This is a genomic window from Petrotoga halophila DSM 16923 (assembly GCF_002924615.1).
The window spans coordinates 1-10616 of record NZ_JALY01000120.1 but is presented as its reverse complement, the minus strand read 5'-3'; the positions used below and the strand labels follow the sequence as shown (position 1 = coordinate 10616).

7 protein-coding genes and 3 tRNA genes are annotated in these 10616 nt (G+C 35.5%); 7 read left to right on the top strand and 3 right to left on the bottom strand.

Annotated features, from left to right (window positions below; all coding sequences use genetic code 11):
• From AA81_RS05635 to AA81_RS05610, 6 genes are all read left to right on the top strand, one after another.
• Positions 1-711, top strand: a 711-nt coding sequence (locus tag AA81_RS05635; protein WP_103898479.1) for an oligopeptide/dipeptide ABC transporter ATP-binding protein, incomplete at its 5' end; no start/stop codon positions are given.
• A 15-nt stretch (positions 712-726) separates the two neighbouring features.
• Positions 727-2436 carry a beta-glucuronidase gene (uidA, locus tag AA81_RS05630; protein WP_103078870.1) on the top strand — a complete coding sequence of 570 codons (1710 nt, stop codon included), beginning with the start codon at positions 727-729 and terminating at the stop codon, positions 2434-2436.
• A gap of 62 nt (positions 2437-2498) precedes the next feature.
• The gene (locus AA81_RS05625) at positions 2499-4562 is read left to right on the top strand and encodes a beta-galactosidase (RefSeq protein WP_103898478.1); all 2064 of its coding nucleotides are present in this window, start codon (positions 2499-2501) and stop codon (positions 4560-4562) included.
• Between the two features lie 196 nt (positions 4563-4758).
• Complete coding sequence (locus tag AA81_RS05620; protein ID WP_103078868.1) at positions 4759-5961, top strand: sugar ABC transporter substrate-binding protein; 1203 nt, start codon at positions 4759-4761, stop codon at positions 5959-5961.
• A gap of 427 nt (positions 5962-6388) precedes the next feature.
• Positions 6389-7561: an MFS transporter gene (locus AA81_RS05615; protein ID WP_103898477.1), complete on the top strand. Its 1173-nt coding sequence runs from the start codon at positions 6389-6391 to the stop codon at positions 7559-7561.
• 65 nt (positions 7562-7626) lie between these two features.
• A complete protein-coding gene (locus tag AA81_RS05610; protein ID WP_103898476.1) occupies positions 7627-9765 on the top strand; it encodes an alpha-galactosidase in 2139 nt (712 codons plus the stop codon).
• An 85-nt stretch (positions 9766-9850) separates the two neighbouring features.
• Here the strand turns inward: AA81_RS05610 and AA81_RS05605 are convergent.
• The 3 genes from AA81_RS05605 to AA81_RS05595 all read right to left on the bottom strand — a co-directional run bounded on the left by AA81_RS05605 (position 9851) and on the right by AA81_RS05595 (position 10132).
• Positions 9851-9927: transfer RNA gene (locus AA81_RS05605), tRNA-Met, on the bottom strand.
• 10 nt (positions 9928-9937) lie between these two features.
• A tRNA-Met gene (locus AA81_RS05600) sits at positions 9938-10014 on the bottom strand.
• A gap of 32 nt (positions 10015-10046) precedes the next feature.
• Positions 10047-10132 (bottom strand) — tRNA-Leu (locus tag AA81_RS05595).
• Between the two features lie 149 nt (positions 10133-10281).
• Between AA81_RS05595 and AA81_RS05590 the strand changes: the two genes are divergently transcribed.
• On the top strand, positions 10282-10616 hold a 335-nt coding region (locus AA81_RS05590; RefSeq protein ID WP_146050352.1), incomplete at its 3' end, for a hypothetical protein.

The following is a 10616-nucleotide window of genomic DNA, read 5'->3' as shown; positions in this document are numbered from 1 at the left end:
TTCATGAAAGAAGTACAATCGGTATTTCAAAACCCTTTTGAAACATTCAATCCGTTGAGGAAGGTAGACAGATACCTATACGACACAGCGAAACAATACGGGATAACAAAGAACGGGAATGGAAAAAGGGTAGAAGAAGCACTAAAGGCGGTAGGATTAGGTATAACGGAAGTAAAAGGAAGGTACCCCAACGAGTTTTCAGGAGGGCAACTACAAAGGATATCGGTAGCCCGATCGCTCATAACGACACCATCGTTGTTGGTAGCGGACGAACCTGTATCGATGGTGGATGCATCGTTGAGGATGTCGATAGTGAACTTGTTCAAAGATTTAAGGGACAAGTACAACGTAAGTGTATTGTACATAACGCATGATTTAGCAACCGCATACTACGTAAGTGACAGGATAGGGATAATGTTCAGAGGGAACATAATAGAGATGGGTGGAGTGGAAGATGTACTGATGAACCCGAAACACCCATACACACAGATGCTGAAAGAATCGATACCTGAACCAGATCCGAAAAAGAAATGGACAGAACGGATAAGTATAAAAGAGTTGGAAACAGAAGAGTACATGAGAAAAGGATGTAAGTTTGCAGGTAGATGCCCGTTTGTTATGGAAAAGTGTAAAGATAATATGCCACCAGAAATACAAACAGAAAATCGCATGGTTCGTTGTTGGTTGTATGAGAATAAGGGAGATAAATAAAAAGGAGTTTTTAAAATGTTAAGGGCGCAAGAGAATAAAAAAAGAGCACTTATAAGTTTAAGTGGGATATGGGAAATAAAAAAGGATAAAAGCACAGAGGAGGAAGATATTAGACCAATTGCTGTTCCGGGAAGTTGGAACGAACAATATCAAGATTTCCTATATGAAGAGGGGAAAATGAGATACAAAAAAACTTTTCACCTTTCAAAAGATTTTGAAGAGAAAGCTATAAGGCTTTATTTTGAGGCGGTTAATACAAGAAGTGAAATTTATCTAAATGGTGAAAAGGTAGGAGAAAATGAAGTTGGATACCTACCATTTGAAATAGATATAACTGATAAGGTTAAGTTTGAAGAAGAAAATATCTTAGAAGTACTTGTGGAAAATGAACTCAGAACAGACTCTTTTCCTGCGGGAAATACACCTCAAGAAGATTTGCTGGTTGGTACTGCCGATAGAAGGCCCAGTACGAACTTTGATTTCTTAAACTATGGAGGAATAATCAGACCTGTAACGATAGAGATAACCAACAAAGAAAAGATAACAGATATCATGGTTGACACTTCTCTTTCTTCTTCAAAAGAAAAAAGAGGGATAATTAATTTTGAAATACTAACAAATGCAAACAATAATGGAACTATTGAAGTAGTAATAGCTGGAGAAAAGCATCAAAAAGACATAGAAAATGGTAAAGCGGATGTAAAAGTAGAATTGGAAAATGCGAAGTTTTGGAATTTGGAAAATCCTTATTTATACGACGTTGAAATCAATCTTAAAAGAAAAGATCAGACATTAGACAGTTATAAAATGAAAATTGGAATAAGAAAGATAAGGTGGGACAGTAAAAATTTATACTTAAACGACGAACCATTAAAATTAAAAGGATTTGGTAAACACGAAGAATTTCCTGTTTTAGGTCAAGGAACATTTTATCCCCTGATAGTTAAAGATTATAACCTATTAAAATGGATAGGAGCTAACTCATTTAGGACTTCTCATTACCCTTATACAGAAGATTGGCTTGATTTAGCCGATCAACTAGGGATATTGGTAATAGATGAAGCACCGCATGTAGGAATAACAAGGTATCATTACAACGATGAAACCACAAAATTATGTGTAAAAAGCATAAAAAGAATGATAGATAGGGATAAAAATCATCCAAGTGTGATAATGTGGAGTGTAGCTAACGAACCAGAATCTACCCATCCAAAATCAGAAGAATTTTTTAAACAATTGTATGAAACAGCAAAAAAATCAGACAAAACGAGACCAGTAACCTTTGTTAGTTGTATGGATATGCCAGGAAGGGAAGATGTATCTTTAAAATATTTTGACATAATTTGTATAAACAGGTATTTTGGTTGGTATGTTTTCCAAGGTAGACTTGACGAAGCAATAAGTGCATTAAATGAAAATTTAGAATATGTATATAAGAAGTACAACAAACCTATACTCTTAACAGAGTTTGGAGCTGACGCTATACCAGGTTATCATTATGATCCACCTATCCTGTTTTCAGAAGAATACCAAAAAGAATTAATAAAAAGATACATAGAAGTGATTGACTCAAAAGATTACACCATAGGAGAACATATATGGGCCTTTGCAGATTTTAAGACTCAAGAAGAAGTAAGAAGACCCATTTACAACCACAAAGGTGTTTTTACAAGAGATAGACAGCCAAAAATAGTTGCACATTATTTAAGAGATATTTGGAAATAAGAATGGAATATAGTAATAAAAAAAATACGATTTTCATCATTAAATTAAAAGGAGTGAAAATAATGACTAAAAAGTATGAACCAATAAGTGCAAAAGTGCCTCATTTTCTACATGGAGCAGATTATAACCCTGATCAATGGTTAAAATATCCAGAAGTCTTAGAAGATGATATCAAGCTTATGAAGCTAGCTGGATGTAACGTTATGTCTGTGTGTATATTCGCCTGGAGTACTTTGGAACCTGAAGAAGGGAAGTTTAATTTCGGTTGGTTAGATAAAGTTATAGAAAAGCTATACAAAAATGGAATATATACAATCTTAGCGACTCCCAGTGGTGCAAGGCCTGCATGGATGTCGCAGAAATACCCAGAAGTATTGAGGGTAGGGCCAAATAGAGTGAGAAACCTTCACGGTAAGCGTCATAATCATTGTTATACATCTCCAGTCTACAGAGAAAAAGTCAACATAATAAACACAAAACTAGCAGAAAGGTATTCGAATCATCCAGGAGTAATAGCTTGGCATGTATCCAACGAATACGGTGGGGAATGTCACTGCGATCTCTGCCAAGAATCCTTTAGGAATTGGTTAAAAGAGAAATACAAAACCTTAGAAAATCTGAATGATGCCTGGTGGACGGCTTTTTGGAGTCATACCTACACCGATTGGTCACAGATAGAATCTCCCGCACCTCATGGAGAAGATTTACTTCATGGATTAAATTTAGACTGGAAGAGATTTGTAACTCACCAAACCGTTGATTTTTTCAAACATGAGATAGAGCCACTGAAAAAGATAAATCCAAACCTACCTGTGACAACCAACTTTATGGGAATATATGAGGGATTGGATTATTGGAAATTTGTTGATTATGTGGATGTAATTTCTTGGGATAATTATCCAAGATGGCATAGTAATGATGATTATGATTTAGCCTGTGGAGTAAGTATGGTTCATGATTTGAATAGATCATTAAAAGGCGGAAAACCTTTCATGCTTATGGAGAGTACTCCTAGTACCACTAATTGGCATGAAGTAAGTAAATTGAAAAAGCCAGGAATGCATCTATTATCTTCTATTCAAGCTGTAGCTCATGGTTCTGATACTGTTCAATATTTTCAGTGGAGAAAAAGTAGAGGGAGCAGTGAAAAATTCCATGGAGCTGTTGTAGATCATTGTGGGTATGAAAATACCAGAGTTTTCAACGATGTAAAAATCGTTGGTGAAACACTAAAAAGATTAGACGAAATAATAGGAACAACAGTAGATCCAGAAGTTGCTATTATTTTTGATTGGGAAAATAGGTGGGCGATGAAAGATGCCCAGGGCCCAAGAAACATAGGCATACATTACGAAGAAACTGTTAAGGAAAATTATAAACCTTTCTGGAAGAATGGTGTACCTGTTGATGTTATAAATATGGACTGTGATTTTTCAAAATACAAGTTATTAATAGCACCAATGCTTTATATGGTTAAACAAGGGGTAGGTGAAAAAATCAAAGAATTTGTAAAAAACGGTGGGACTTTTGTTGCTACATACTGGTCAGGAATAGTCAACGAGACAGACTTGTGTTTCTTAGGCGGATTTCCAGGTCCGTTGAAAGAGGTTCTTGGAATTTGGTCTGAGGAGATAGACGCACTTTACGATGGTGAGAGTAGACTTGTTGCTTTCGATAATGAAAATGAATTAGGGTTGAAAGGTGAGTATGAAGCAAAAGAGTTATGTGATTTGATCCATTTAGAAGGAGCAAGATCTTTGGCAACCTACAAAGAGGATTTTTACAAAGGGATGCCCGCTTTAACGGTCAATGATTTTTCAAAAGGAAAAGCATATTACATAGCTTCAAGAAATGAAGAGCAGTTTAATGATATGTTTTATGGGAAACTGATAAAAGAACTAGGATTGAAAAAGGTTGTTGATACAGAATTACCATACGGTATTACAGCTCAAATGAGAACTGACGGAGAGAATGACTTTATTTTTGTGATGAACTTTACTCAAGAAGAAAAAACAGTCGAACTTGATGAACAGAAATATATCGACCTTCTGGAAGGTGAAACTTCAGACAGAAAAATAACTGTTCCAGGTTATGGGGTTAAGATTTTGAAAAGAATGAAATCTTGATTCAGCCTGTGCTTACCCATTTCAGAAATAGGTGAAAGCAATGACCTCCTTACGAGATAATAAAGATATGGTATCAAATAGATTATATAGCGAGGAGGTAAAAGTATAATATTGAAGGTTTTAAAAGTTAGTTACAATGAATGTTTTAGGGTTTTTAAAGTGTCTAATAAACACATTATACGAGGAGGGAACAAAGATGAAAAAAGGCTTAATTTTAACTTTGGTAATGTTGGTAGGAGTACTTTCGCTATTTTCACAAACGTTAACCGTGTGGTCTTCTGAAAAACAAGTCGATTTCATAAAAAGGATCGGTCAGGAGTTTACCAGGGATACTGGAATAAATGTTGATGTCCAAATGGTTACTTTCGGTGATATAAGGTCAAAATTCCTAACCGCAGCACAGGCAGGAGAAGGTCCAGATATAATAGTTGGGGCTCAGGACTGGGTTGGAGAATTAGTAATGAATGATTTACTCGAACCTATTCCACAATCTGCTATCGAACTTGATAAATTTGCTCCATCAGGAATTCAAGCCTTCACATATGAAGGCAAGTTGTATGGATTGCCCTACGCCCTCGAAGCTAATGCATTATTCTATAACCGTGATTATGTAAGCGATGAAGAAGTTCCAACAAGTATAGACGAGCTAAAGGCATTAGCAAAAGAGTTTACCACGGATGAAACTGTTGGATTTGCCTTTGTTGCTAATGAATTGTATCATGCTTATGGTTTTCTTAGCGCATACAATGCATATGTTTTTGGATACGATCCTAAAACTGGTTACGATATAACCGACATCGGATTGAACAATGAAGAGGCTATAAAGGCTGCATATCTTGTGAAGAGCTTCTTCGACGAAGGTATAGTACCACAAGGTATGAACTACAATATTATGGATTCGATGTTTCTGGATGGTTTGGCAGCTATGGTAATAAACGGTCCATGGGCTGTAAAAGCATATTTAGATGCAGGTATAGACTTTGGCGTAGTTCCACTAACAAGCATAGAGGTTGAGCCAGGTAAAACGATGAAGCCTTTTGTTGGTGTACAAGGATTGATGATCAATTCTAGGTCAGAAAACAAAGCGTTCGCTATGGAATTCATTATTAATTACCTAGCAACAGCTGAAGGAATATATCAATTCTATATCGCTGACCCAAGATTGCCGTCAAGAGTTGATGTTTCTCAGATAATTGAGGAACAAGGTGGGCCAGTTCCTGCTGAGATAGTTGCTGCCTTCACTGAAAGCGCTGCAGGTGGAGAACCCATGCCCAATATACCTGCAATGCAAATGGTATGGACACCTATGGATGATGCTCTTAACAATATTATAAACGGGACACAAACACCAGAAGAAGCACTCAACGATGCCGTATCAAAGATAAAAGCAGCTTTGTAATTTTAAATTATTGATCTTTTAAGATTAAAAGGTATCAAATTTTTTAACCAAGAAAAAGGAGAGGTTATCCCCTCTCCCTTTTGTTCGTCCAGAATGCTCAATAGCTAAGCAGTGAAAGCCCGCTGTGGATCAGATAGCGAGGGGAAACCGCTAGTTGAAGGTACGGGAACAATGTGAAGGGTTTCAATTATCAATCTGTTGAGCCATGGTATACCGAGAGGTACGTACGGTGGTGTGGAAGGACGGTAGTTAAATTAATTGTCTATCTTCTACCCAACTAAAATAATTTAATAGTTTATCTTGGCAACTAATAAATGCCTGTCACAAATAAAAAAATCTGGGTTAATAGATTTTTTGAAGTTTGTATAATGCGTAAATGTGATAAAATTAAAAGTATAAGAAAAAAATTATTGGGGGAAACAAAAAGTTGAATTCTGCAAAAAAACAAACTCAAAAAAATAACATGTTAATTATATTTGGTGTAACGTTGATGGTCGTCATGGGTGTATCGAGTATTTCTCCTGTTTTTCCTTTGATAAAGGAAGAATTCAATGTAACAGAGCAACAGGTAGGCTTGTTAATTACTTTTTTCAACTTGCCTGCCATATTTTTAACTCCATTATTTGGTGTTTTAGCTGATAGATATGGAAGAAAAAAATTTATGGTTCCTCTCCTATTTTTATTCGCTGTATCTGGGGTATTAAGTGGTTTAACAACAAATTTTAACATTTTACTGTTATTACGTGCCATAAATGGAGCGGGAGCATCCGCCTTGGGCGCATTGAATGTAACCCTTATGGGTGATCTATTTAGAGAAAGAGAAAGATTAAAAGTTATAGGTTACAATGAAACCGTTGCAAATATTGGATTAGCTATCTATCCACTTATTGGTGGAGTGTTGGCTGTTTTTGGTTGGCAGTTTCCTTTTTTTCTATCTGCTTTAGCTGTACCCGTTGGAATAGCTACCTTATTTCTTCTTGAAGATTCCCATCAAAATGATGGTGAGAACTTGAAGGATTATTTTGTAGATTTGTTTAAAGTTTTAAAAGATTTGAGAATTATTTTTATATATATTGCTGGGTTTTCTACCTTCTTTTTGCTCAGTGGCGCATATTCTTCGTATCTACCTTTTTTATCAGAATATAAGTTTGGTTTTCCCCCTTGGATAACAGGTATATTAATGTTTTTTATGTCTTTTACTGCTGCATTTGCTGCTTCACAGTTGGTGAAGTTAAGCGATAGATACACAGTAAAATGGTTGTTAGCATTTTCTTATGTATTTTATGCGATCTCACTTTTTTTATTAATGGTTGTTAGAAATTTTGTCGGTTTGATGATTGCTGTTATTATTTTTGGTATGGGGCATGGCATAAATATACCTAGTATGCACACTCTGACTACTGAAATAACTTCAAGAAAAAATAGAGGAGCGGTGATTTCCTTAAGAGAGGTTTTCTTTAAGTTATCTGGAACTGTGGCTCCATTGATGATGGGATTTCTTTATACATTAAACGGGATTGATGCTGTTTATCTTTTTTCGGCTATTTATTCTTTGGGTATTTTCGTTCTTTTGTTTTTTTCTTTCAAAAAAATATTTTGAGTATGCAACGATAAAATTCTAGTTTTAAAAGGCTCACCATTTAAATGTGAAAAGGGGGTAATCAAATGCCTATAACTTTCGATCAAGAAACGAAGAGATGGTTTTTGGAAACAGAAAATATGGGTTACGTTTTTGGATTAGATGATCAAGGGAAAATTAAAAATTTGTACTGGGGATCAAAGTTACCAAGGTTTCAAGACTACCCAGAAGTCAAAGATCTAATTGTAATGGACAGATACACGTGGAACGATGAATTTTCAGTGAGAGGAGAAAAGAACAACGTAGAGCATTGTTTGAAAGTTGAATATTACGATGGTGTCAGGGATGTTGTGTTGAATTACAAAAATTTTGAAGTGAGTGGGAATGATTTAGTAATCAAGCTAAGCGATGATCTTTATAATTTGGATGTAAATCTTTTCTACAAGGTCATAGAAAAGTACGATATCATAGAAAGATGGATTGAGATTAGAAACAATTCTAATGAAGAAATAAAGATAGAGGATATGAAATCTGCCTCGCTGTATGTTGAAAATGATGAAAAAGCAGAACTAAATTATCTTGCAGGTATGTGGGGGAGTGAGTTTCATTTAAGAAAAGAAGGCATAAACGAGGGAAGCAAAGTTTTGGAAAGTAGGGTTGGGAAAACAAGCGCCTACCTGAATCCTTTTTTCGCAATCGATTACTCTGCTGATGAAGATCACGGAAAGGTATACTTTGGTGAATTAGCCTGGAGTGGTAATTGGAAAATAGTAGTACAAAAACGTATATACGAAAGAATAGCGATAATTGGAGGTATAAATGACTGGGATTTTAGTTATATACTAGAACCCTCAGAAAAAATTACTACTCCTAAATTTGTGTTTGGCTTTTCAGACGAGGGTTTTACAAAGGCGAGCCAGAATATACATCATTACCAGCTCAATTATATACTGCCAAAAGATAAAGCACACAAATTAAGAAAGGTTTTATACAATTCTTGGGAAGCCACCACGTTTAACGTGAATGAAGAAAATCAAAAAATATTGGCTGAAAAGGCTGCAAAAATTGGTGTGGAACTTTTTGTTATAGACGATGGATGGTTTGGGGAAAGAAAAGACGATCATGCCGGGTTAGGGGATTGGTATGTGAACGAAGAAAAATTTCCAAATGGTTTGAAACCTTTGATAAGCTATGTTAAATCCCTAGGGATGGATTTTGGCATATGGGTTGAACCAGAGATGGTTAATCCTGACAGCGAATTGTATAGGAAACACCCTGACTGGGTTATTAGTTTTCCAAATAGACCTAAATCACTTCAACGAAATCAATTGATGCTTAATTTGGCAAGGGGAGATGTAAAAAATTTCATCATTGATTTCATGGATAATCTTTTAACACAGAACGATATAGATTTCGTCAAATGGGATATGAACAGGCATGTTTTTGAGTCAGGATGGATGCAAGTGGAACCACGAAAACAAAGAGAAATATGGGTTAAATACGTGTGGAACTTATACGATATTTGGAAATATTTAAGAGAAAAACATCCACACGTTACTTTTGAAAACTGTTCCAGCGGTGGAGGAAGAGTGGATATAGGCTTAATGCAATATGCGGATCAAGTATGGACAAGCGACAACACAGATCCATTTGATAGATTAGAGATCCAAGAGGGTTTTTCCTACGCATACGCACCAAAAATAATGATGGGATGGGTAACTGACTGGGGAGGAAAAGAGACTTATCCTTTGACATACAGATTTCATTCATCGATGATGGGATCTTTAGGAATTGGTGCGGATTTAAATAAATTCTCTGAAAAAGATTTCTATTTGGCAAGGTATCAGGTTCAGTTGTATAAAGAGATAAGAGAGATAATACAAGAAGGCTATCAATTCAGGCTTTCTTCCGTTACAAATGATAGGTATTTTGCGGTGGAATATTTGAGTAAAAACAAAGATGAAGGTGTTTTGATATATTTAAGGAATCCTAGAAGGTTTGGTTTGTTTGATAGGGTGGATGTCAAGCTAAAAGGTTTGGAAAACGATGCTGTATACACTGTTTATGAAGGGCTTCAGGGTGAAGAAAAAGAGATAATTAAATTATCAGCAAAGGCATTGAAAGAAAGGGGAATTATAATAGAGGATTCCTCTAAAGATTTCTTCGAAACTGGAAAAGTAACTCATTTTTATAGCAAAATACTAAGGTTTAGAAAGAGTGATTAATAATTCGTCAAAATATTAAAATAAAATAAAAAGATGGGGCATCTATCTAAATTACCCCATCTTTTTATTTAAGAAATTTCATCTATGGTGGCGGCGAAGAGATTCGAACTCTTGACACTACGGGTATGAACCGTATGCTCTAGCCAACTGAGCTACGCCGCCATATAACAAATGGTAGCGGGGGTAGGATTTGAACCTACGACCTTCGGGTTATGAGCCCGACGAGCTACCAGACTGCTCCACCCCGCACCAAGTAATTTACTATAATTAATTTAAAAGGGTGCCGAGAGTCGGACTCGAACCGACACGGGTATTCCTACCCAGCGGATTTTAAGTCCGCAGCGTCTACCAATTCCGCCATCTCGGCATTAATTCCAAAAATAAGTCTATCATAAAAAGGGAAGTTTGTCAATACCTCATCGACCATTTTAATTTATATATTCGATTTTTTATAAATTTTAGAAAATTATATTATAATTAAATGATCATTAAAAAATCAAAGGGGTTGGTTAGTGAATGAGAATTAAAGGATTTAGAAAATTATTTGTATTGATATTTTGTCTGTCGATTTCTTTAACGATTTTTTCTTCTTCTGTTTATACACCACCTAAAGATCTTTATCAGGTAGAAACAGAGAATTATAGGTTTGTTTTTGAGAAAGATCTTTATTATTTTTACGAAGAAATAGCCAATACCGCTGAAGAGTTGTATACAAAGTACACTTATTTTTATGGTTCAAATCCTGGTAAAATCACTGTTTATATTTTAGACGATGTTGATTTTACAAACTCTTTTGCTTCCACAGGTACCAATGTGATAAGACTTTACGTTAATCCTCCAGAAGATTTTTT